Origin of the sequence: Lactococcus sp. S47, assembly GCF_016517475.1 — a bacterium.
In the GTDB taxonomy this organism is placed as follows: Bacteria; Bacillota; Bacilli; order Lactobacillales; family Streptococcaceae; genus Lactococcus; species Lactococcus lactis.
Map to the genome: position 1 here is coordinate 501447 of NZ_JACVUB010000001.1, position 21292 is coordinate 522738.

Below are 21292 nucleotides of genomic sequence, written 5' to 3' on the forward strand. Positions count from 1 at the left end.
AAAAATCAAATCATTTTCTGATTTGATTTTTTATTATTAATAATGCGCCGTAGAGTTTAAGAGCTTTAATTTTGCTTTTTTATTTTCTATTTCGATGATACTCAATGATGTCGAGCTAAGATCCATCTCGCCATAGAGTTCTTTATTGTTTAATAAGAGAGAAATCAGCATTCTAATCGTTATTCGATGAGAAACGATTGCGATTTTGCCTGAGCGCTCCCTGAGTCCTTCTTCTTTGATAAAAACTTTTAGTCGAGCTTCTAGTTGAGCAAATGATTCACCATCTTTAGATGGAAAGTAATTAAAGGGATGATTAAAGAAATTATTCCATTCTAGAGGGGCGAGTTTTTCAATTTCTTGATAAGTTTTTCCTTCCCACGCGCCCATAGCGATTTCACCTAGCAAATCTGATGAAGTTTTCTTTTCATCACCAAATATTAGTCGAGAAGTTTCCAGAGCTCTAGGACTTGTACTTGAGTAAATATGATTAAAATAGTGTTTATTCAGCTCTTTACCTAATGATACTGCTTGTTTAACTCCTTCAACTGTCAAGTCAGAATTGAGTGAACCTTGCATTTTCTTTTCGAGATTCCACTTTGTTTGTCCATGTCGTATTAAATAAATTTCTAGCATTTTTTTCACCTCAAAAATTATTTTAGTAAAATAAATAGTTTTTTAAAAATACATTTTAATTAAGCAGATATAAGTAAAAGTTATGAGTCTTGCTATCAAAAGTAATGTAGTAGATAATCTTTAATAATAAAACATAAAAAAGGACAATAGGTATTATTGTCCTTTGCATTTTAATCAGTTAACTTAGACCTATGTTTACTTTCATTTTTGTAAAAGTAACAACTTTTCAATTGTTTGAAGAACGCCACTCTCTTCATTTGATTTTGTTATGAAATCAGCTTTTTCTTTTACGATGTCAAAGGCGTTATTAACGGCAAAGCTACAGCCAGCGGCTTCTAATAGTTCAATATCATTGAGTCCATCGCCAAAGGCAATTGTTTCTTCTTTCGTTACCCCAAGAATATGTTGTAGTGCTTGAACGGTGGTTCCTTTGTGGACATTATAGTTGGAAATATCAATCCATGCTGCTTCTGAGGCCACGATATAGGCTTGAGCTTCAAATTCGGATAGCTCTTTAACATTTTCAAATGCTCTCAGTTTTTGATCAAAAACGGTTATTTTTACAAAGTCTTCGTCAATATTTTGCAAATCTTCCTGCTTTTTGACAACAGCATATGACTTTCTTATTTTTTGAGCATCCTCTTCAGAGACTCTTGACTTGATATAGGCAGCGGTTGGGGTACAAGCGATAATAATATGATCTGATGCAATATTTTCTAGTTTTTCAATAATTTGAAGTCCTAACTTGTTTGGTAATAAGGACTCATAAATATATTTACCTTCATGTTTAATTCGTGTTGCACTATCACCCAATATCCAGATATTTTTAGAAATATCCGTATCAAAGAGTTCTTCAACCCGCTCGCATTGTTTACCAGTACAGGGGGCAAAAATAACATTATTCTGATCCATCATTGTCTTTACCTTCTCGTAGTAAGACTGATCAAAACTACCACTTTTGTTTAAGAAAGTACCATCTAAATCTGTAAGTACAAGTTTAATCATATTATTATCTTTCTTTCATTAGTATTTTTTTGTTCAAGAAGCTGAGTTAAAAGCTAGCACTTCATTTTAAGACAGTAAATCAAATTGAAGACAAGATTTATTGCTACTTAGATCATTATAATGTGCCTTATGCTTGGTGAGAGCTCTACAATAATGTTTCTATAGGAGGTCAAAATTATAGTTGTTCATTATAATATCAATTATTTACTTTTAAGTTTACTGCCTTAGAATGAAGTGGTTTTTACTTGTTCCTTCCACTTCATAAAGTTTTAGCCTACTTTATCAAATAAAGCATTAATAGTAGAAATTACTCCATTCTCATCATTTGATGGTGCTTGATATTTTGCTACTCGGGCCACTTGTTCACTTGCATTAGCCATAGAATAACTATAGCCTGCGAGCTCTAACATTTCTAAATCATTATTGCTATCACCAAAGGCCAGAAATTGTTCGGGCTTGATTCCCCATTGATTCAATAATTGCTTAAGTGTGTTCCCTTTGTTTACTTCGTTTGCAATCAAATCAACACTTCCATGTCCACTATATACGGCTTTTAGTTGAGAATTATTCTTTTCATTCATTAAATCAATAATCGAAAAAGCATTTTTATCCTCTAATTGAAGGGCAATTTTTACCCATTCATCATCTGGAAGGTCTTGAAATGAATCGATTTCTTTGAGTGCAAAATAGTATTTTGCTGCTTCTTTTTTCAAGTCAGCATTTTCGCTCTTGAGGATATAGGCAGATTGTACACCACACAGAATAATTCCAACTTTGTAGGAAGTCTTTTCTAAAAGAGTCAAAGTATCCTGAATAATTGGTTTGGCAATGATATTTTTTATTAATAAATTTCCCTTTTCAAATACGAGTCCGCCATTTTCTGAGACAAATGTTATTTCTCGCCAAATTTCTGGGAAAAAAGAACTTATTTGAGCGTACTGATTTCCACTTGCTGCCACAAATCTCACTTCTTTAGCTTTTAATTTTTTAAAGAGTTCAAGGAATGCTTTTCTGTCGTAGTCATTATTTGAATCAAGAAAGGTTCCATCCATATCCACGGCGATTGCTTTAATCATACATTATCTCCAATTTAAAAAAATATATCAATTTATTTCTATTTTTCTTTTAATCTCGATTGATATTCTTCTTTTTTCTTGTTCCAATAGCGCTTGTCCTCTTCATTGATTGCTCGGATAAGCTGAGCTGGATTTCCTCCGACAATTGTATTGGCTGCAACATCTTTCGTTACTACTGCACCCGCAGCAATGATTGAGTTTTTACCAATGGTCACTCCTGGAAGGATAGTGGCACTCCCACCAATCCATACATTATCTTCAACAGTGATAGGCAAGCCAAATTCAAGTTCTTCTATTCTAATTTGAGGATCTATTGGATGACCTGCCGTATAAAAACTGACACGTGGACCCACCATAACATTATTGCCAATCTTTATTTCATTAACATCTAAGAAAATACAATCCATATTTGCATAGAAATTATTTCCAATTTCTACGTGTCGGCCATAATCCACCTGAAATGGGGGAGTTACATACAGATTGTCCCCTGTTTTCCCAAAAGCTTGACGTTCTAAAGCAACGATTGTTTCTTTTTCTTCAATCGGAGTATTATTGATTTTTTGGATAATTTTCTTGCCGTGGATAGATTTGTTTTCTGGCAAAATATTCCCAGCAAGGTATAAGTTACCTAACAACATCTCTTGATAATCAAAATCAACTGCCAAAACCTCTTACCCACTCTCTATTTTTTATGTTCTTCATCTAGTGTTGTCGTGAGTTCAATCAAATTTCCCTCAGGATCTTGAATGACTGCTTCATAATAGCCGTCACCAGTGGTACGAGGACCATTGAGTAATGGATAACCATCTTTTACAAATCTTTCAGCATACTCATCTACTGCTTGTTTATCACCTACTGCAATAGCAATGTGGGCATATCCTAAACTCTCAGCAATTCTATTTGATAAGAATTTTTTTGTTGTGACTTCCATTCTACTCCCTGAATCAAAGGTTAAAAAGTAAGATTTGAAGCTTGTTTTTTGATTATGGTATAAATCACTTGAAGTGACATTAAAATATTTTTCATAAAAAGCTTTCATTTTTTCAATATCCTCAGCATAAATCGCTACGTGTTCGATGTGCATTCTGTTTCTCCATTTTCTAGCTAGCTTTATCCAATTGCTGGATAATCTTTTAAAAATAGTGGTATAATGTTTCTAATGGCAATGATTGCTCCTTTTATTAAGAATAATAAGAGCAGGCCGATTTTTTTAAATAAACTTTATTAACAAACTTTAATAAGTTGATTTCATTATATCTTTTTTATCAAAATTAGTAAAGCGTTTTTATTTTGAAAAATGATCATATAAGGAGAATTATGAAAGCCTATAAACCTAAAAATATCAAAGAACACAATAAGGAACTGATTTCCGATTACATTAAAAATGCTCATTTACCACTTACAATTCGTCAAATATCAGATGGGACTCAACTCAGTGTTGTAACAATTAATAAACTTATTGTGGAACTTCTTGAAAGTGATACCATTAAATCTCTTGATAAACATGCTAAAACTGGCGGTCGTTTCGCAACAGCTTATGAATTTAATGCTACTAAGGAATTAATACTAATCCTTCAATTTATCGAAAATGATAAAAATTTAGTGGTCAATTATCATATTGTTGATCTTCTGGGAAATGTCATTGAACAAAAAAATTTAAAGACTAATAATTTAGACGAACTTCTGCTTAATATTAATCATTTTAGAAGTCTTTTTCCTCAAATCGTTTTAATTACTTGTGGTATTACTGGAGTTGAGATTGATGGAGAATTACGTATTATGGATTTTTCACCGCTTAAAAATGTCAATCTCGCTAAAGAAATTAGAGATTCAACTCAGATTGAAACCATTATCGAAAATGATATTAACGCCGCTACACTAGGTTATGCTTTAGAGGATAATGAGGTTTTATCAGGCGTTTATTTTCCAGAAAAATTTCCGCCGGGTTCTTCTTTGATTATTAATCAGACTATTTTTAAAGGAAGCAATAATATCAGTGGGGAAATAAAATATCTTCCTACTTTTAGAACTGCTGAATTTCCATTGAGTCAAAACGAGATTTATCTAAAAGTATTTGATTCGATTCAAACAATTATCGCAATGTATGCCCCTCATCAATTAATCATCTTTATTCCTCAAGTTTGGGAGAAACTCTTAAATATAGAAAAAATAAAGGATGAACTCAGAGAGATTTTTCCTAAAGGAACTCTTCCGCAAATGGAATTTTCTTCCAACTTCTCTAGTTTATATTTGGCAGGCTTAATTAAGTTGTCTTTGAGAAACTAAGGTTTTCTATATAAAGAGGGATTGATTTAGTCAACAAAAAAACATTAGGTATTTCCTAATGTTTTTTACTATTTATAAATTATGATTTATTTTGTTCAGCAAATAGTTTACCCATTTTTTTCAGTACTTTTGGTGCATCTTCTTTTGCCAAAACTAACTCAATCCAGTACATTCTATTTGGATCTGCTTGAGCTTCTTTCATGACAGACACAAATTCATTTTCAGTTCTAACGATTTTCGAGACTACTCGTTCTTCTGTTGCTCCAAATGATTCTGGTAATTTTGAGTAATTCCACATTGGAATATCATTGTAGCTTTGATTTGGTCCATGAATTTCTCTTTCGACTGTATAACCATCATTATTGATAATAAAGCAAATTGGATTAATTTTTTCTCTGATTGCTAATCCTAATTCTTGCACCGTAAGTTGAAGTGAACCATCACCAATAAATAAAAGGTGTCTGCTTTCTTTATCTGCAATTTGGCTTCCTAATGCTGCTGGGAATGTATATCCAATTGATCCCCATAAGGGTTGACCAATAAAATGACTCTTTGGTTTTAAGAAAATTGATGAAGCGCCAAAGAATGATGTCCCTTGTTCAGCAACGATTGTTTCATTGCTTTGAGTTAGGTTTTCAACTGCTTGCCATAGGCGGTCTTGTGATAAAAGTGCATTTGATGGAACAAAGTCTTCTTGCTTTTTATCGATATATTTTCCTTTGTATTCTATTCCGCTTAGGTCTAAGAGAGAGGAGATGAGGGATTCAAAATCAAAATTTTGGATGCTTTCGTTAAATATTTTTCCTTCGTCTATGTTCAGTGAAATCATTTTATTTTCATTTAAATGATGGGTAAATGCTCCTGTTGAAGAGTCTGTGAGTTTAACTCCAAGCATCAGGATGAAGTCGGCTGATTCCACGAATTCTTTAAGATTAGGCTCTGAGAGTTTACCATTATAGATTCCTAAAAATGAAGGGAGAGTTTCATCAACTGAACTTTTTCCAAAGTTTAATGTCGTAATAGGGAGTTTTGTCTTTGAAATAAATTGAGTGACTGTATTTTCTAAGCCAAAGCTAATTATTTCATGTCCTGTAATCACGATTGGTTTTTTGGCATTTTTCAAGCTTTCTTGAATTTTGTTCAAAATTTCTTGGTCACTTGTATTTGAAGTTGAGTTTTCCTTTTTCAAAGGGAGTGAGGGTTTCTCTGCTTTTGCAGCAGCAACATCAACTGGTAAGTTGATATAGACAGGTTTTCTTTCTTTTAATAGTGCAGAAAGTACTCGGTCAATTTCAACGGTTGCATTTTCTGCTGTCAGTAAAGTTCGAGCTGCTGTAACAGGTTCGTGCATTTTCATAAAGTGTTTAAAATCACCGTCAGCCAGCGTATGATGAACAAATTTTCCTTCATTTTGGACTTTTGATGTAGGTGATCCCACTATTTCTACTACTGGTAAATTTTCGGCGTAACTTCCTGCTAATCCATTAACTGCACTCAATTCACCTACTCCAAAGGTTGTAAGAAATGCGGCAGCTTTTTTAGTACGAGCATAGCCATCAGCCATATATGAAGCATTTAATTCATTAGCATTTCCGACCCATTTCATATCCTTGCGGGAAATAATTTGATCTAAAAATTGTAAGTTATAGTCTCCAGGGACTCCAAAAATTTCTTCAATTCCTAACTCGTGTAATCGGTCTAATAGGTAATCTCCTACTGTATACATCGCATTCCTCCATATTTTATTATATATTGGTCAATCAACTTGACATTTATAGAATAACGCTTTTCTTTAAATAAGTCAACGATATTGACTTATTTAAATTATCAAGTATAATAGACTAATAAAAGGAGTGAATTATGACTAAAGAAAACTCAGAAATAGACGATAACTTAAATTTTACTAGAGATTTGGCTTTATTTTACTTCGGATACCGTGCATTTATTAAACAAGAGGACGACCTAGTACTTTCTTACGGAATTCGTCAAGTACATCGGCGAATTATATTTTTCATTGGAAGACTTCCTGGCTTAACTGTTAATGAATTACTTGAAGTGCTTGATATTTCTAAACAAGCTTTGAACGGTCCTATGAATGATTTGAAAGAAAAAGAGTTGGTTTATTTCAAACCAAATCAAAATGACAAAAGAATCAAACAGCTTTATCTGACTGAACAAGGAATTATGTTAGATGAACGTATGAATGAAAATCAAATCAATAAAATGAAGCAATATTTTAGTGAATCTGGCGATAAAGAGGGAAGTTTTTGGACTAAGGTCATGGAATTATATGCCAATGAAATTGGTGAAAAATATGTCAATCGTTTATAAGGTCTTAATCAGACTTCTATCAATTACAAGTGAAAGTTAAATAGACATCAATGAATACACATCAGCTTGAAATTTTTTATCATGTCGCAAAATTTCAGTCAATATCAAAGGCAGCCGAGGCACTTTATATCAGTCAGCCAGCTGTCAGTAGCCAAATCAAAAAACTTGAGTCTGCTTATGGTGTTCACCTAATCGAAAAAAATGGTCAGGGAATCCAGCTGACAGCTCTTGGAATTCAGCTTTATGAAATTATTCGCTCCTTTTTTGAGAACGCTATTGTTTCCGCAGAATCACTCTTAAAAAATTCTTCTATTCTCCGGATTTCAGGAAATTTTTTAATGACAAATTTTGTGATTCCTCAAATTTTCGATCATGAAACTAATCAGGCTAACTTAATTATCAAAAGTACTTCTTCTTTTAATGCGCTGACAGAATTGAAAAATAGTTACTGTGATTTGGCATTGATTAGTGCTTCTAGTCAGCCCGTTCTGTCAGCAGATATTTCGGTCAAAAAAATTTTTGATGATGAAATTATTTCTGTCAGTAAAAATCCACTAGAAAGCGAAGTTACTTCCCTTATTGTCAGTAAAAGTAAAATTGATGTTTACAAAATATTGGAAAAAAATAATCCATTATTTTCACACTTACCTTATACTGCAGTTGAGTCGACTCAAGATGCCCTCTCAAATATTAATATTAATAAAAATAGTGCAACTTTCATTTCTGCTCGTTTTCTAAAATATTTTGAAAAAGATTATAACTATCACTATACTGGAGTTAAAAATGGTTTTTATGCCCTCTATAAATCAAACAATTTTCATACTGATGAAATTATAAAGCTTATCGAAATGATAAAGTCTTCTACTAAATAAATTAAAAAACAATCAACTACTGAGTTGATTGTTTTTATCATTAGATATAACGTTTCAAAAAGTTTAAAAGATTAGGCCAAATGTCATCAATATAAGCCTCCCCATGTCGTGAACCGCTAAGTAGGCAAGTTTCTACGGGAATTTGCTCTTGTCGCAATAGTTCTGCTAATTTTTGATGTTCATAAGCAGGAACAAGCTCATTCATTGAGTTACAAAGCAAGCCCGGTCCACTCTTTTTAGTTACTTTAGAAAAAATAGAGGCCTTTTCTAAACTATCGTCATTTATTGACGTCAGTAAGTTTTCGATAATCCACTTATAGTAAGAATCATTGGCTCCTGCTTGGTCAATCTTCTTACTGGGTAAGTCTGGGGCAATGATTAATTGTTTAGGAATCGTTTCCTTATGATTTTCATAAAATCCCTTTAAATCTAAAAGTCCTGACAGGCTGACAAAGGGGCGACCTTTTGTCAATCCCAAATAAGCAGCTAAATGTCCACCTGTTGAGCCACCAATAAAAGCGATGTTATCAGCCTTGAAATCTGGGATATTTTTAAGAAGCCAAGTGTAGGCAGCTTCAACATCCTCATCTTGGGTTGGAAAAAGATTTTTAGCTTGTGTGGCCAAACGATAATTCAGAGCTGCAACCTGATAACCTTCAGCAGCTAATCCTATGGCAACTTCTTTTTCTTTGCCTTTGTCTCCTTGCCACCATCCGCCGCCATGAATCAATACTAAAGTTTTTCCGTTCCATTCTTTTGGTTGATAGAGGTCAAGCGCTTGTAATTCATCTTCACCATAATTAAAAGTTTTCATCTTATTTCCTCCTAACTAAATTGTATTTCTAATTCAACTATCACAAGACCTCCTCAAAGTTAGTTTGAGAAGGTCATTTTGTTTCTTAAGTTCGTTTGTAAATAGATTATTTGTTTAATTTGAAGTACAAATCAGCAATATTACCTGTAAAATCATAAGGTTTTTCATCGATAAGAACTTCAACTACTTTTGCAGAATCATCAATTGCTGGAATTTCAAGGTTTTGTTGACGAATAAAGTCATTAGCATCAATAAATTCTTTGTTCAATGTGCGACCATCCAAAGTTTTAAATGTAATTTTCATTTTATCACCTCTTTCTAATTGATTATAGTCCTAAAAAATGATGGAGTCAAATAATTACGAATATTTGGTTTAGAGAGAACATCCAACTAAATCTAAAAGAAAATTATCGATAAGCTCTTGTGAAAATCTTAATTTTGGATGTCAATTTGAAAAGGTATTCAAAAATGATAAAATGTACTTAATATATTCAAGGAGGGATTATAATGGCAAGAGCCCAATCCAAAGAGGAATTAATTACTTTTTCTGAAGAAAGTTGGCAGAAATTATGTTCACTAATCAATTCATTAAACGAAGAAACAAAAAATACCAATTTTACCTTTAAAGTTGAAGATAAAAAAGAAAAACATTGGGCAAGAGATAAAAATCTAAGAGACGTCATGGTTCATCTCTATGAGTGGCATCAGTTATTAATCAACTTTGTCAAAAAAAATAAAAGAGGAGAGAAAACGCCCTTTCTGCCCTCTCCTTATAATTGGAAAAATTATGGTGAAATGAATGATAATTTTCAAATAAATGGGCAAAAAAAATCATTATCTGAGATAACACAACAACTTTCTGAAAGTTATATGGAGCTAATCACCCTCATTGAAAATTTTTCAAACAAAGAATTGTTCACAAAAAAATATTTTGATTGGACAGGTTCAACTAGTCTGGGGCAATATTTTCAGTCTTCTATGTCATCGCACTACGAGTGGGCTTATAAAAAAATTAAATTACACAAAAAAACCTCAGAACTATGAGGTTTTTTATTTTTATTATTAGTTTCTTGAATTTAATCATTTCTGTCAGTAAATTTTACTGACAAGAACAGTCCTGACAGTCTTCTTCACATCCGAGATTTTGAAAACTTAAGCCCGTGATTTCTGTCAAATCTTCCACCGTTGGATAGTCACCAATCAATGTAATTTCTCCATCTACAAGGGTCAGAGGTAAAACATCCTTTTTTTCCAACATCTGTGTCACTTGAGGATAGTTTTGAAAAATTTCCGGCTGATTTTTTAAATTGTAACGTGCCATTTGCAAGTCTTCACCACATTTAAAAGTGGCAAAAACTTGGGTTAATGTCATCATTTCATTACTAAATTCGGGAATATCTTCCTCAAAAAGTTCAATTTTCATCTTAATGTCCTGTCTTTTGTCATTAAAATTATTATATCAAAAGAGCAAGGCAAATTCACTAACGGAGACGCCAAGGAATAAAGGTCCGAATATCTTCGTTATTATAACCTATAAGTAAACGGCGGTCATCAAAAGTAATTGGTGAACGTAATAATTGCTGATTTTTCAAAATAAATTGAATCATTTGCTCCGTCGAAATTTGGTCCATATCACAAGAACTTCTTAGTTCTGAATAAAGTTTGGGTGCTTTTGATTCCGAAACAATAATTTCCTCAAAACCTTTATTTGAAAGTTCTAAAACTCTGACAATATCTTCTTTACACAATGAAGTTTTGGAAATGACAACATAAGGAATATTTCGCTTTTTAAACCAACTGGTAACGCGCTCAGCTGACTGGTTTGAACTTGATTTTTGGTAGATTTTAATCATCTTCACGCTCCTCTCCTTTATAAAATCTATTGTAACTCATTTTTGCGATTAAAAATTCAGACTTGAGATGTATTTCTTAATTTTAATTTATTTTTGTCAGTAAAATTTTAGAATATTTTTACTGACAGATTCTGTCAGTAATTTTTGCCCCAAAAAAGCCCTTGGTCGGTAAAACCAAGGACTATATTAGGAAATTCCGTCAATTTTAATTTCAACTAATCCTCTGACAGCATTTGTCATATAAAAACGATCGTAAGTTTTCAAATCAGAAATCGCAATATCTTTATATATTAGCGTATGATTTTTCGCAAATAAATCTAAAAAAGTTCCTTTTAGAGCATATTTGGCTGGCGTTTCGTACTGATTACCCTTTTTTGCCACAAAATTTCCGATTGATAATTCACTGACCAAACCATCTGTATGAAATAGAATATCTTGAAACCCTTCTTTTTTCGCTTCTAAGACTTCCTGACGAAAGACCTTTTGAAAATCTGGACCTGAAAGTTTAAAGTTAGACAAAGGACTAGGCTTGTCATTAATTGACGACAGTTTAACTCGATAGGCCTCATTTGAATGCGTCAGCTGACGAATCCCAGGGGTCAAAGAATCTCCGTCAGTACTGATACGTAAAACTCCGTCAGTAACCTTTTGGGCAAATATTCTCAATTTTTCTTCCAAATCTGGATGATGGTATTGTTTTTTCAAGCGATTGATATGACCCTCTAAATTTAACAATTCACCATTTTTTACAAGACCTGTTGTAAATAAAATACTTGGAACATCTTTCAGGCCTAAAATATCTAAAAAGGGTTTTGCTTTTAGTAAGATCTCTGAAAACTCTGCTTCTGCTTCGCTCTCGAACGTAATTCCACCGCCTACACCAAGCTGATAATGCTCACCGTCATGAACTAATGTCCGAATCACGATGTTCATATCCAAATCCATTTCTCGACTTAACCAACCCTGCATCCCTGTATAAATTCCTCTAGGTTGTTTTTCAACTTCCTTAATAATCTCCATTGCCCGCTTCTTAGGTGTACCTGTGATTGAACCTCCCGGAAATAAAGCCGTCATAAATTCTGAAAAAGTCAAATCTTCTTTAATTCTACTTTTTATTGAAGTCACCAGTTGATGAACATGAGAAAAAGTTTCAATTTCTGCAAATTTAGGGACAGACAAAGAAAAAGGTTGACTAATTCGGGCAATATCATTACGCAATAAATCCGTCACCATCAGTAACTCAGACCGTTCTTTACTACTATTGGAAAGTATTTCCTTTTGTAATCTATCAGCTCCAACATCTTCTCCTCTTGCAATTGTTCCTTTAATGGGTTTTGAAATTAATGCTCCATCATGAATAGAAACAAAGCGTTCCACTGAACTTGAAATTTGCGTCATTTTCCATTCAGGATATTGTAAAAATGATGAGAAAGGAGCTGGAATTTGTTTCCTTGTTTTCTTAAAAACATCAATAGGTTTTTGATCGGACCAAATTTCAAATTGTTGCGTCAAATTGGCAACATAGATATCGCCAGCCTTCATATAATCTTGTAATTTTTTTATTGAAGCAATATATTCTTGCCTCGTTTGGTCAATAAAAACAGCCCCTATGCCATTCTGAACATCGAACTCAATCTCTGAATCCACTTCAATTTCTTCCGATTCAGTCAGCCAATATTGGCCATCAGTTTGTTCAAATTGCACGACATGTAACAGTTTTGTTCTATGGTCAAAAAGTAAAACTTCATCATAAACTGCAAAACAAGCCGGATCTTGCTCATAACTTACAAAACCCAATAATTCTGGATAAAAAGGCCAATTTTTAGGCCGTTCAACTTTCTCATTCTTCAGCAAATCTACCGCATCTAAAAAATTGAACTTCTTTTTTTCACCATTAAAAAACAGTTGACCCTTATATTTTGAAACCTTTTTATAAGGTTTATGAGCTAAAATACTATAATGCTCCTTTTCGGTCACCTGACTACTATGTAAAAAAACAATTTCTTCATCTGACCGATAATATTTTAGGAAAATTTTCCAAATATCCGTATTTTTTATTATAAATTCCTTCAAAAGACTACACCACTTTCAAAAAATTATTTAACATTTCATGACCATATTCAGTAACTAAACTTTCTGGGTGAAATTGTAAAGCCCACAATTTTAATTTTGGCTGATGAATGGCCTGAATAACACCATCCTCACTCTGCGCATCAATTTCAAAATCATCAGGTAGTTTATCGACAATCAACGAATGATAACGTGCAACTTTCAAATTTTGTGGAAGTCCTTTAAAAATTCCTTGACAATTATGACGAATGACAGAAATTTTTCCATGCATTGGCCTCTCACCAAGAACAACATTTCCCCCAAAACATTCAGCAATGACTTGCTGACCCAAGCAAATTCCTAACATAGGAATTTTTCCAGCGTATAGTTGAACTACATCCCTACTAAAAACGGCTTCTTTTGGTGTTTTTGGACCTGGAGAAATGATAATCGCATCATAATTTTCACAAATAAAATCCGGAGAAATTCTAATTTTCTGACTCATTTTATCTTGGTCATTAACCACTGTTACACTACAATCTAATTCCTCAAAATACTGTGCAAGCAAATAAGTAAAAGAATCATAATTATCAATTAATAGCAATCTCATTTTATCTCCCCTTCAATAATTATACTAAAAATATTTATTCAAAACTGATACTGATACCTAGTCTATAGATTATGTTTCCTATGTTATAATATTTATTATATGATAACAGAAAGAAGAATAATAAGTGTCAGTAAATAGTTATAAAAATAATCCATTATCTTGGCATCCAGATAAAGCATTATTAAAAAGTCCCATTTATAAATCCTTAGTAGATTTACTTCAAGAGGATATTCTCTCCAACCAACTTACCCAAGACACAAAACTTCCTTCACAAAGAGAGCTTGCTGACTATTTAGACATCAATTTTACCACCGTAGGTCAGGCCTATCAATATGCAATAAAAAAAGGACTATTATATACTAACGTTGGAAGTGGAACCTATGTTTCCCCTAATGCTTATCATTCAGCAACTATTTCTAATCACAATGTCAAACAAAATATCATTGACTTTGGTTTAGTTAGTTCATTTGAAGAATACAACTCCCTCGTCGTTCCATTCATTCAATCGGTTGCCTCTAGTCCAAAACTAATTCAACTTCTCGACTATCAACATCCAATGGGGACCAATTTTCAGATTGAAACAGCCTCGAAGTGGCTTGAAACGCAAGGCGTTCTTCCCTACACTAATCACGTTGCCATTGTATCAGGTGTGCAAAATGGACTTGCAATTGTTCTATCAGCCTTATTTGCCCCAGGTGACCGTATTGCTGTTGACCGTTACACATATTCAAACTTTATCGAATTAGCCCATCTTTATCATCTTGAAATTGTCCTTATTGACTTTGATGAAAATGGAATGTCTCCTGAGGCCTTGAACAATGAATGTCTCAAGAAAAAAATACAAGGTATCTTTCTTATGCCTTCGTGTAACAATCCAATTGGTTTTCAAATTTCTGAAGAAAGACGTTATGAACTTGCCAAAATTATTAAAAAAATGAATTTAATTGTTATTGAAGATGACATTCACTCCTTTATGACTACTTACTTTCAAGATAAAGTCCTTCCGCCCTTTCAACAACTTCTTACCAAACAAACAATTTATCTGGCTGGTATGACAAAATATATTAGTTCTGGTTTACGAATTGCTTACCTTGTCTATCCCCAAAATTTTAAATCAGCAATTGAAAAAGCTCTCTTTAACATCAATGTTAAAACTTCAGGATTAGATGTCGAAATCATTACGCAAATTTTTCATTCTTCAACAGCCAAAAAGATTCTAGAAAATAAATTTGAAAAATTACAAGAAGCAAATCAACTTTTTGATACTGTTTTTGAATCAATCAAACCTCAGCGTCCTTCAAATAATTATCCCCTCTATCGAATATTAAATCTAAAAAATAAATTAACTCAAGAAAAACAAGATACAATAGAGAATCACCTTTTAAATCAAGGAGTCCGAGTCTTTCATTCCGACCGTTTTTCTACTCAAACACAACCTGACCCTTTTATTAGAATTGCCCTTTCGTCTAATAATATAGAAAAACTAGAAAAAGGACTAAAAATTATCAAAAAAGAGGGAAAAAAATATAATCAATAATCCAGGTAATAAAAAAACTGACTTAAAATAATAAGTCAGTTTTTTGTTAGCAAACATAAATATTAAAGGTATGTTTCTCCCTTGGCAAACAGAACTGCTTTTCCACCAATACTTACTCGATTCCCTTTAAGCTCACATTTTAAATAACCTCCACGCGCAGAAGCTTGATAAGCCGTCATTTCATTTTTCTCAAGTCTTTCCGCCCAGTAAGGAATAAGATTTGAATGGGCAGAGCCACATACAGGGTCTTCATTAATTGTTAATTTGGGGAAAAAAGTCCGTGACACAAAGTCCTCTTTTTCACCTTCAGCCGTAACGATAACACCAACTCCTAATTTAAAGGATTCTAAGGCTGTAAAGTTTGGATGTAAATTTACAACTGTCTCTTCAGATTCTAGTACAAAAAATAAGTCTCTTGCCAAATAGGCTTCCTTAATTTTGGCTCCTAGAGCCACTTCATATTCTGTTAAAATTTCCACCTTTTTGGGAAGAATATTCGGAAAATCCATATAATAATTTTCGCCATTTTTGGTAACAAAAAGATCACCACTTTGGCTCGTAAAGCGTAGCGTTGGCCCTAGCTCACCATAATAATTGAAAAGCACAAATGCAGTAGCTAAAGTAGCATGTCCACATAGATCAATTTCTCGGTCAGGCGTAAACCATCTCAATTCAAAATAATCATCTTTTTTTACCGTGAAAGCTGTCTCTGATAAATTATTTTCAATCGCAATTTTTTGCATGATATCTGCTGACAACCATTCCTCCAGAACATAAACGGCCGCTGGATTTCCTTTGAAAATTTCTTCAGCAAAGGCGTCAACAACATAATAATTCAAACTCATCACTTTTCTCCTACTTCACCTTGTTATAAATAAATTCTGCACAGCATAAGTCTTCAATTGCTAAACCTACAGCATCAAATACTGTAATTTCTTCATTATTCTCCCTTGCAGAAACTTTGCCCATAACCATCTCTCCTAAAGTAGCCTTGATATCCTTTGCACTCATAATTCCCTCAGAAATCGGAATCAACAAATCTCCACTTTCCTTCATAGCTGCCTCGTAATCATCAACATAGACTTTACTTTTTTTCATTAAATCACTCTTAATTTCACGCGTTGTAGGTGTGAAGGTTCCTATCGCATTAATATGAGTTCCAGCCGAAATATTCTCAGCATCTAAGAAAGCTTCCTTACTTGGGGTCAATGTGCAGATGATATCTGAATCTTCTACCGCTTCTTTAATAGTACTAGAGTTAATAAATTCAAGTTCAGGATGAATAGCTTTCATTTTATCAATAAATACTTGAGCTGATTTTGGATTTAGGTCATAAACACGAACAACTTTTATAGGACGCACACAGAGCAACACTTCCAAATGTGAACTCGCTTGTTGACCACTACCAAATAAAGTAAGAATTGACGAATCTTTTTTTGCCAAAAAGTCTGTAGCAAGAGCCGATACAGCTGCCGTTCTAATCCAAGTAATTGCATTAGCATTAATCAATGCAACAGGAAGTCCATTTTTTGAATCAAATAACATTACTTCTCCAACATGAGAAGGGAGATTTAAGGCATGGTTATCCGGAAAAGCCGTGATAATTTTAGCACCAAAATAGCGATTTTCACCAAGATAAGCTGGCATTAAAGCAAAAACATTTTTATTTTTTCCATCAGGTAATATTTCAACCATTCGTTCTCTTTGAGCAATTGTTCCATTTTCATGATCTTTAAAGCAATCACTCATTACCTGAATTGATTCTTTAAAACTTAAAAGTTCAACTACTTCATCATAACTTATTTGCTTCATCCTAGTTCCTCTTACTAATATTTTTCATTTAATTAATATTATATCTTTCTCCTGAGTGAGATACAAGATTAATATTGTATGGCATATACTTTAATACATTTACTTTTATATATTATTATAGAACTCCTGGTAGATTTAAGATATATTTTGGTACCTTAATTACTTCTAAAACAAAATCGTTCATACTAAGTTTTAAGACCAAAAATATTTATTTAAAGTTCAATCCCTTTAGCGAGAGTATCCAGTCTAAACTCAACTCAAATATCTCTTTTATAGATTTTACGTCTTTATCTAAATTCTTCCCGATCAGGAATTCTGGAGATACTTCAAAATAATTTTCTAATTCTAGCAATCGGACAGCTGAAGGTTCTCCTCTGCATTTATAATTATTTAATGCATTTCTGGAATAACCAAGTTCTTTTGCAATTTGATTGATAGATTTACCCAAGCTAGAACTCAATAATTTTAGTCGTAAATAAAATTTACTTTCTTTATCCATATATTTATACCTCATATTTTTTTATTAGTATTGAACCATCGTCAAACCTTATCAAGATTTCTCTTGTAATTTAGTATATATGAATAATCCAGCTAAACTAAAAAAAGAGTGAATCCGAACTTTTTTTTAGTTCAAATTCACTTTTGCACTTTAATGATTATTTGATAAGGCTATACTATTTCGAAAGACCAGTGTAAATCTGTTCAATATTCCATTTCATCATACTATAATAACTATCTCCGTTTTGTCCATTTTCAGCGATAGAATCTGTAAAAAGCGTTGAATATATTGGAATACTTGTATCTTTAGATACAGTCTTCATTGAACGCTTATCTACGCTGCTTTCTACAAATAGGGCTCTAAGGTTTGTCCCACGCAATTTTCTAACAAGATTTTTTATTTGGTCTGGTGTCCCTTCTTCTTCCGTATTAATTTCCCAGATATAAGCAGAGGGAATATTGTATGCCTTTGAGAAGTATTTGAAACATCCTTCACTAGTTACAATCATTTTTTGACTCTCAGGAATCGATGAAAATTTAACTTTTGCTATATCATCTAACTTTTTTAATTTATTAATATATTTTTCTAAATTCTTTTTATAAAATTCTTCATTGGCTGGATCCTTATTTATCAGTTGTTGTTCAATATTTTTTGCATAAATAATCCCATTCTCTAAATTGAGCCAAGCATGCGGGTCTTCTTTTCCTTCAGTGTTCTTTCCTTCAAGATAAATGACCTCAACTCCAGTGCTTACAGGAAAATAATCAATATTTTCTTTTTTATTTGCATTATTCACTAGTTTTGTAAACCATGCATTTCCACCTGTTTCCAAGTTTAAACCATTGTAAAAGATTAAATCTGCTCTAGAAGTTTTTTGAACATCTACAGGCAAAGGCTCATATTCATGCGGGTCTTTGCCAACAGGAACTATACTATGTAAATTGATTTTATCATCAGCAATATTTTTTGTAATATCTGCCAAAATTGAATTAGTCACGACCACATTTATTTTTTTATCTGTGACTTGGTCTGTTTTTTTATTTGAGCAACCTACTAGAAAAACGATAGCAGCTAGTGCTATAAAAGTTATCAATATGTTTTTATATTTTTTGATCATCAATTTTAACCTTCTTTTTTATAAAATTTTGTTTTGGTGAAACTAAAAAACTAATTGCAAAAATGATAGATGAAGTAATGACAATGCTTGAACCGACAGCAATATTAAAGCTGTAACCTATAAATAAACCTAAAACGGAAGAAACTGCCCCTAGTGAAGAGGAGAGAATTATCATTTTCCTCAAGCTATTTGTATATAAATATGCTGTTGCTGCTGGCGTAATTAACATGGCAACAATTAAAATAGTTCCGACGCTTTGCATCGCAGTTACGGATACTAACGTCAATAAAACCATCAAAAGATAATGATAAAAATTCACTTTCATTCCAATTGCTTTTGCCATCAATGGGTCAAATGATGTAATTAAAAGTTCCTTAAAAAAAAGAATGATTACTATTAAAACAATTCCTGAAACTCCTATTGTCAGCCATTTATCAATATCTTGTACAGCTAAAATATTTCCAAAAAGAATATGGAACAAATCTGTTGAACTATTGGCAACTCCGATTAATATAACACCTAAGGCTAGAAACGAACTAAATGTAATTCCAATTGCAGTATCACCTTTGATAATACTATTATTTTTTATGAAAGTAATAATTATTGACGACAATAATCCAAAAATAATTGCCCCTACAAAGAAATTTATTCCTAAAATATAGGAAATAGCTACACCTGGAAGTACCGCATGAGAAATAGCATCTCCCATTAAGGACATTCCTCTTAAAATAATAAAACAGCCAACTGCTCCTGAAACTACGCCTATCACAACTGCTGTAACTAAAGCATTCTGTAAAAAATGGAATTCATATAAACCATTTATAAAATTCTGTATCATTTGATTCTTAATCTCCTATAAATATATTATCTCCATATGCCGCTTTTAAGTATTTTTGATTAAAACTATCTCTTACTGAACCATAAGAAATTAATTCTCTATTTAAAATAACAATGTCATCAAAATACTCTCTTACTTTGCTTAGATCATGATGTACTATTAAAATAGTTTTCCCTTGACTTTTTAAATCTTGAAGAATATTCATAATAATCTTTTCACTTATTGAGTCTATCCCTACAAATGGTTCATCTAAAAAGATATAGTCTGCTTCTTGAACTAAACACCTTGCCAACAAAACTCTTTGAAATTGACCACCTGATAGTTCACCTATCTGCCTATTTTCATATTCTGATAAGTTAACTTTTTGTAAAGCGTTAGAAACCCTTGACCATTCTTTATTTCCAAGTTTTTGAAACAGCTTTAATCCCGTATAAGTACCAAGAGATACGCACTCCTTAACTTTAATTGGAAAAGTATGATCAATATCACTTTTTTGCTCTACATAAGCTATATTTTTCAGTTCCTTTTTACTTACCTTACCATTTATTAATATTTTTCCAGAATGTGGAACAATATTGAGAATAGCCTTGATTAAAGTAGATTTTCCTGCACCATTTGGTCCTATAATACCAGTGATTTTCCCAGGTTTAACTTCTAGTTGAATATCCTTCAGGACTTTATTTTCATTATAGAATACATCTAAATGTTTAGTACTTATCATCGTTCTCTCCTTATGCTAGTAAATAAAAACTTATAAATCTTTTCACAATTATAGCATATGCTAAATATTTAATCAATATATTTCGTTAAGGCTATTTATCTTTTAATATTAATTAATATATTTGAAAACTCACAGTTTTCTTTCCATACTAAATTGCAGATTTCGTTCTCAAAAAGTTTAAGTCATAAGTTTGGATTCCTGCACTATTATCTGTTATACTTCAAGTAAGATTGTTTAGAGAGCGTTTTCATTTACACAAGGAGGCAAACAATATGACAACTATGGTTTTTGTAAATTTTCCAGTATCTGATATTGAAGCATCAACTAGTTTTTATGAAAAAATAGGTTTTAAAAAGAATCCTAATTTCTCAGATGAATTGGTTAGTTGCATGGTTTGGGATGAAAATTTTTTTATCATGCTACTATCACATGCTCGTTATAAAACATTCATTGGTGAAAAAGAAATTGCGGATACAAAATCATCAAGTGCTGCATTAATTTCATTTACTTTTTCAAGTGCGCAGAGTGTAAAGGACTTTGGTAAATTGGCAGATGAAAATGGCGGAAAAAGCCTTTATTTAGATAATGGTATTTCTGAAGAAATGATGTATGGTCTTGAAGTCCAAGATCTAGACGGCAACTGTTTAGAGCCTGTTTGGATGAATTCTGAGATGGGAAAAAATTGATTTCATGAAAAATTTCTCTAACTAATAAAAAGGCTCTCACAAACGAGAGCCTTTTTTTATTTTAAAAAAGAAATCTTATATTTTATTTTCAAAAGAAACTAGTTAATTATTCTTTCTCCATGCAATTCCTCCAATTGTCAATACTGAAAGCAAACCTAAGCCAAGTGCCATCAACTCTGAACTCATTAATTCATCTGAGCCTGTAGTAGGAAGTGAAGCTCCAAACGGCTCCGATACTATAGGCGTACTAAGAACATTCACCTTGTTACGAAGAGCTGAATTATTACCAGTTGATATTGTAGGAACAAAGAGTGCAGTGTTCCCAACTTTTGAAAATGGTACTTTTTCTATTACTTTTACTCTCATATTATTTCTAAGAGTGTCATCTGTATTCACTCCATCTTTACCATTTTGACCATTGGCACCATCTTTACCCGCTACACCTGCTGGCCCTTGTGCTGAAACTCCCGTATCTTTTCCATTGATAAAGATATCTCCATTATTTCCAATTGTAAGTGTTGGACTTTCTCCGTCTTTACCATTTGTACCATTT

At 32.6% G+C, this 21292-nt stretch carries 24 protein-coding genes and 1 pseudogene; 6 read left to right on the forward strand and 19 right to left on the reverse strand.

Annotation, left to right across the window (positions count from 1 at the left end):
• Positions 1-36: 36 nt before the first annotated feature.
• The 5 genes from IAE52_RS02315 to IAE52_RS02335 form a co-directional block, all read right to left on the reverse strand.
• Positions 37-633 (reverse strand): histidine phosphatase family protein, encoded by a 597-nt coding sequence (locus IAE52_RS02315; protein WP_109990999.1) that lies wholly within the window; start codon positions 631-633, stop codon positions 37-39.
• Positions 634-834: 201 nt separating this feature from the next.
• Positions 835-1638, reverse strand: coding sequence for an HAD family hydrolase (locus IAE52_RS02320; RefSeq protein WP_109991000.1), 804 nt, complete (start codon positions 1636-1638; stop codon positions 835-837).
• A 269-nt stretch (positions 1639-1907) separates the two neighbouring features.
• Complete coding sequence (locus IAE52_RS02325) at positions 1908-2714, reverse strand: Cof-type HAD-IIB family hydrolase (RefSeq protein WP_109991001.1); 807 nt, start codon at positions 2712-2714, stop codon at positions 1908-1910.
• A 38-nt stretch (positions 2715-2752) separates the two neighbouring features.
• Positions 2753-3352 carry a sugar O-acetyltransferase gene (locus IAE52_RS02330; protein WP_200136653.1) on the reverse strand — a complete coding sequence of 200 codons (600 nt, stop codon included), beginning with the start codon at positions 3350-3352 and terminating at the stop codon, positions 2753-2755.
• 44 nt (positions 3353-3396) lie between these two features.
• Complete coding sequence (locus IAE52_RS02335) at positions 3397-3798, reverse strand: VOC family protein (protein WP_109991003.1); 402 nt, start codon at positions 3796-3798, stop codon at positions 3397-3399.
• A gap of 233 nt (positions 3799-4031) precedes the next feature.
• On the opposite strand from IAE52_RS02335, the gene IAE52_RS02340 reads away from it, so the two are divergent.
• A complete protein-coding gene (locus tag IAE52_RS02340; protein WP_200136654.1) occupies positions 4032-5000 on the forward strand; it encodes an ROK family protein in 969 nt (322 codons plus the stop codon).
• A gap of 79 nt (positions 5001-5079) precedes the next feature.
• Here the strand turns inward: IAE52_RS02340 and IAE52_RS02345 are convergent, their stop codons facing one another.
• Entirely contained in the window at positions 5080-6726 is a 1647-nt protein-coding gene (locus IAE52_RS02345) for an alpha-keto acid decarboxylase family protein (protein WP_109991005.1), read from the reverse strand.
• Between the two features lie 134 nt (positions 6727-6860).
• Here IAE52_RS02345 and IAE52_RS02350 point away from each other — a divergent pair, with 134 nt between their 5' ends.
• Positions 6861-7331: a MarR family winged helix-turn-helix transcriptional regulator gene (locus tag IAE52_RS02350; protein ID WP_058206429.1), complete on the forward strand. Its 471-nt coding sequence runs from the start codon at positions 6861-6863 to the stop codon at positions 7329-7331.
• A gap of 50 nt (positions 7332-7381) precedes the next feature.
• Positions 7382-8203, forward strand: coding sequence for a LysR family transcriptional regulator (locus IAE52_RS02355; RefSeq protein ID WP_109991006.1), 822 nt, complete (start codon positions 7382-7384; stop codon positions 8201-8203).
• 40 nt (positions 8204-8243) lie between these two features.
• Here the strand turns inward: IAE52_RS02355 and IAE52_RS02360 are convergent, their stop codons facing one another.
• On the reverse strand, positions 8244-9017 hold the full coding sequence (locus tag IAE52_RS02360) for an alpha/beta hydrolase (protein WP_033898984.1): 774 nt from the start codon (positions 9015-9017) through the stop codon (positions 8244-8246).
• 106 nt (positions 9018-9123) lie between these two features.
• The gene (locus IAE52_RS02365) at positions 9124-9321 is read right to left on the reverse strand and encodes a hypothetical protein (RefSeq protein ID WP_012897925.1); all 198 of its coding nucleotides are present in this window, start codon (positions 9319-9321) and stop codon (positions 9124-9126) included.
• A 203-nt stretch (positions 9322-9524) separates the two neighbouring features.
• Between IAE52_RS02365 and IAE52_RS02370 the strand changes: the two genes are divergently transcribed.
• A complete protein-coding gene (locus IAE52_RS02370; RefSeq protein ID WP_033898986.1) occupies positions 9525-10061 on the forward strand; it encodes a ClbS/DfsB family four-helix bundle protein in 537 nt (178 codons plus the stop codon).
• 55 nt (positions 10062-10116) lie between these two features.
• Here IAE52_RS02370 and IAE52_RS02375 read toward each other — a convergent pair whose 3' ends face one another.
• From IAE52_RS02375 to IAE52_RS02390, 4 genes are all read right to left on the reverse strand, one after another.
• A complete protein-coding gene (locus IAE52_RS02375) occupies positions 10117-10440 on the reverse strand; it encodes an arsenic metallochaperone ArsD family protein (protein WP_033898988.1) in 324 nt (107 codons plus the stop codon).
• A gap of 58 nt (positions 10441-10498) precedes the next feature.
• Positions 10499-10870, reverse strand: coding sequence for an ArsC/Spx/MgsR family protein (locus IAE52_RS02380; RefSeq protein WP_017864571.1), 372 nt, complete (start codon positions 10868-10870; stop codon positions 10499-10501).
• A gap of 186 nt (positions 10871-11056) precedes the next feature.
• Positions 11057-12943 (reverse strand): aminodeoxychorismate synthase component I, encoded by a 1887-nt coding sequence (gene pabB, locus IAE52_RS02385; protein ID WP_109991008.1) that lies wholly within the window; start codon positions 12941-12943, stop codon positions 11057-11059.
• Positions 12944-12947: 4 nt separating this feature from the next.
• A complete protein-coding gene (locus IAE52_RS02390) occupies positions 12948-13529 on the reverse strand; it encodes an aminodeoxychorismate/anthranilate synthase component II (protein WP_033898992.1) in 582 nt (193 codons plus the stop codon).
• 124 nt (positions 13530-13653) lie between these two features.
• Here IAE52_RS02390 and IAE52_RS02395 point away from each other — a divergent pair, with 124 nt between their 5' ends.
• Positions 13654-15066: a PLP-dependent aminotransferase family protein gene (locus IAE52_RS02395; protein ID WP_200136655.1), complete on the forward strand. Its 1413-nt coding sequence runs from the start codon at positions 13654-13656 to the stop codon at positions 15064-15066.
• Between the two features lie 62 nt (positions 15067-15128).
• On the opposite strand, the gene IAE52_RS02400 is transcribed toward IAE52_RS02395, so the two are convergent.
• The 6 genes from IAE52_RS02400 to IAE52_RS02425 form a co-directional block, all read right to left on the reverse strand.
• Positions 15129-15911: a PhzF family phenazine biosynthesis protein gene (locus IAE52_RS02400; protein ID WP_058203145.1), complete on the reverse strand. Its 783-nt coding sequence runs from the start codon at positions 15909-15911 to the stop codon at positions 15129-15131.
• A 10-nt stretch (positions 15912-15921) separates the two neighbouring features.
• Entirely contained in the window at positions 15922-16878 is a 957-nt protein-coding gene (locus IAE52_RS02405; RefSeq protein ID WP_033898997.1) for an ornithine cyclodeaminase family protein, read from the reverse strand.
• A 208-nt stretch (positions 16879-17086) separates the two neighbouring features.
• Complete coding sequence (locus tag IAE52_RS02410) at positions 17087-17377, reverse strand: helix-turn-helix domain-containing protein (RefSeq protein ID WP_109991011.1); 291 nt, start codon at positions 17375-17377, stop codon at positions 17087-17089.
• A 175-nt stretch (positions 17378-17552) separates the two neighbouring features.
• The gene (locus tag IAE52_RS02415) at positions 17553-18494 is read right to left on the reverse strand and encodes a metal ABC transporter substrate-binding protein (protein WP_033899003.1); all 942 of its coding nucleotides are present in this window, start codon (positions 18492-18494) and stop codon (positions 17553-17555) included.
• Positions 18478-19332, reverse strand: coding sequence for a metal ABC transporter permease (locus IAE52_RS02420; protein WP_033899004.1), 855 nt, complete (start codon positions 19330-19332; stop codon positions 18478-18480). The genes IAE52_RS02415 and IAE52_RS02420 overlap by 17 nt, the downstream gene beginning before the upstream one ends.
• Positions 19333-19339: 7 nt before the next feature.
• Positions 19340-20053, reverse strand: coding sequence for a metal ABC transporter ATP-binding protein (locus tag IAE52_RS02425; protein ID WP_033899005.1), 714 nt, complete (start codon positions 20051-20053; stop codon positions 19340-19342).
• A gap of 272 nt (positions 20054-20325) precedes the next feature.
• Between IAE52_RS02425 and IAE52_RS02430 the strand changes: the two genes are divergently transcribed.
• Entirely contained in the window at positions 20326-20739 is a 414-nt protein-coding gene (locus IAE52_RS02430) for a VOC family protein (protein ID WP_033899008.1), read from the forward strand.
• 102 nt (positions 20740-20841) lie between these two features.
• Here the strand turns inward: IAE52_RS02430 and IAE52_RS02435 are convergent.
• A pseudogene (locus IAE52_RS02435) lies at positions 20842-21292 on the reverse strand (hypothetical protein); the annotation flags it as partial.

Coding starts and splice junctions, on each gene's coding strand:
- IAE52_RS02315 (WP_109990999.1), bottom strand. CDS start 633: ATGCTAGAAATTTATTTAATACGACATGGACAAACAAAGTGGAATCTC.
- IAE52_RS02320 (WP_109991000.1), bottom strand. CDS start 1,638: ATGATTAAACTTGTACTTACAGATTTAGATGGTACTTTCTTAAACAAA.
- IAE52_RS02325 (WP_109991001.1), bottom strand. CDS start 2,714: ATGATTAAAGCAATCGCCGTGGATATGGATGGAACCTTTCTTGATTCA.
- IAE52_RS02330 (WP_200136653.1), bottom strand. CDS start 3,352: ATGTTGTTAGGTAACTTATACCTTGCTGGGAATATTTTGCCAGAAAAC.
- IAE52_RS02335 (WP_109991003.1), bottom strand. CDS start 3,798: ATGCACATCGAACACGTAGCGATTTATGCTGAGGATATTGAAAAAATG.
- IAE52_RS02340 (WP_200136654.1), top strand. CDS start 4,032: ATGAAAGCCTATAAACCTAAAAATATCAAAGAACACAATAAGGAACTG.
- IAE52_RS02345 (WP_109991005.1), bottom strand. CDS start 6,726: ATGTATACAGTAGGAGATTACCTATTAGACCGATTACACGAGTTAGGA.
- IAE52_RS02350 (WP_058206429.1), top strand. CDS start 6,861: ATGACTAAAGAAAACTCAGAAATAGACGATAACTTAAATTTTACTAGA.
- IAE52_RS02355 (WP_109991006.1), top strand. CDS start 7,382: ATGAATACACATCAGCTTGAAATTTTTTATCATGTCGCAAAATTTCAG.
- IAE52_RS02360 (WP_033898984.1), bottom strand. CDS start 9,017: ATGAAAACTTTTAATTATGGTGAAGATGAATTACAAGCGCTTGACCTC.
- IAE52_RS02365 (WP_012897925.1), bottom strand. CDS start 9,321: ATGAAAATTACATTTAAAACTTTGGATGGTCGCACATTGAACAAAGAA.
- IAE52_RS02370 (WP_033898986.1), top strand. CDS start 9,525: ATGGCAAGAGCCCAATCCAAAGAGGAATTAATTACTTTTTCTGAAGAA.
- IAE52_RS02375 (WP_033898988.1), bottom strand. CDS start 10,440: ATGAAAATTGAACTTTTTGAGGAAGATATTCCCGAATTTAGTAATGAA.
- IAE52_RS02380 (WP_017864571.1), bottom strand. CDS start 10,870: ATGATTAAAATCTACCAAAAATCAAGTTCAAACCAGTCAGCTGAGCGC.
- IAE52_RS02390 (WP_033898992.1), bottom strand. CDS start 13,529: ATGAGATTGCTATTAATTGATAATTATGATTCTTTTACTTATTTGCTT.
- IAE52_RS02400 (WP_058203145.1), bottom strand. CDS start 15,911: ATGAGTTTGAATTATTATGTTGTTGACGCCTTTGCTGAAGAAATTTTC.
- IAE52_RS02405 (WP_033898997.1), bottom strand. CDS start 16,878: ATGAAGCAAATAAGTTATGATGAAGTAGTTGAACTTTTAAGTTTTAAA.
- IAE52_RS02410 (WP_109991011.1), bottom strand. CDS start 17,377: ATGGATAAAGAAAGTAAATTTTATTTACGACTAAAATTATTGAGTTCT.
- IAE52_RS02415 (WP_033899003.1), bottom strand. CDS start 18,494: ATGATCAAAAAATATAAAAACATATTGATAACTTTTATAGCACTAGCT.
- IAE52_RS02420 (WP_033899004.1), bottom strand. CDS start 19,332: ATGATACAGAATTTTATAAATGGTTTATATGAATTCCATTTTTTACAG.
- IAE52_RS02425 (WP_033899005.1), bottom strand. CDS start 20,053: ATGATAAGTACTAAACATTTAGATGTATTCTATAATGAAAATAAAGTC.
- IAE52_RS02430 (WP_033899008.1), top strand. CDS start 20,326: ATGACAACTATGGTTTTTGTAAATTTTCCAGTATCTGATATTGAAGCA.